Annotated in this window: 1 pseudogene; it reads left to right on the top strand. The window is 60.2% G+C overall.

What is annotated here, in order from left to right:
* Positions 1-256, top strand: a pseudogene (locus FLQ44_RS20180) (alpha-D-glucose phosphate-specific phosphoglucomutase); the annotation flags it as partial.

The raw sequence follows: 256 nt of genomic DNA, 5'->3' as shown, positions 1-256 counted from the left end.
GGGGCGCTGATGGAAACCCTGTTTGACTTCGGCCAGATCAAGCAGCTGCTTTCTAGCGGCAAGTTCCGCTTCTGCATGGATTCGCTGCACGCGGTGACTGGGCCCTATGCCAAGGCCCTGTTTGAGCGTCGGTTGAATGCTCCAGTGGGCACTGTGGTCAATGGCGAACCGCTGGAGGACTTTGGCGGTGGTCACCCCGACCCCAACCTGGTCTACGCCCACGACTTGGTCGAGGTGATGTTTGGCGACAATGCCC

It is taken from the genome of Vogesella mureinivorans, assembly GCF_007644035.1.
Classification (GTDB): domain Bacteria; phylum Pseudomonadota; class Gammaproteobacteria; order Burkholderiales; family Chromobacteriaceae; genus Vogesella; species Vogesella mureinivorans.
This window is presented reverse-complemented; position numbering and strand designations above follow the sequence as displayed.